This is a genomic window from Paenibacillus sp. S29, assembly GCF_049319765.1.
Lineage (GTDB): Bacteria > Bacillota > Bacilli > Paenibacillales > Paenibacillaceae > Paenibacillus > Paenibacillus polymyxa_B.
Genome location: NZ_JBMOUI010000119.1, coordinates 1 through 231 on the forward strand (window position 1 = coordinate 1; position 231 = coordinate 231).

Here is a 231-nt window from a genome sequence, read left to right on the forward strand (position 1 = left end):
GCGGACGTGGCTCAGCGGTAGAGCATCGCCTTGCCAAGGCGAGGGTCGCGGGTTCGATTCCCGTCGTCCGCTCCATTTATTAGTCCCCTTAGCTCAGCTGGATAGAGCGTTTGACTACGAATCAAAAGGTCGGGAGTTCGAATCTCTCAGGGGACGCCATTAACTTCATAAGCCGGTGTGGCGGAATTGGCAGACGCGCGCGACTCAAAATCGTGAGGGAAACCGTGGAGG

Annotated in this window: 2 tRNA genes; both read left to right on the forward strand. The window is 57.1% G+C overall.

Annotated features, from left to right (window positions below):
* Window positions 1-75, forward strand: a tRNA-Gly gene (locus ACL9RM_RS26805).
* Window positions 76-82: 7 nt separating this feature from the next.
* A tRNA-Arg gene (locus ACL9RM_RS26810) sits at window positions 83-159 on the forward strand.
* The last annotated feature ends 72 nt before the right edge of the window (window positions 160-231 follow it).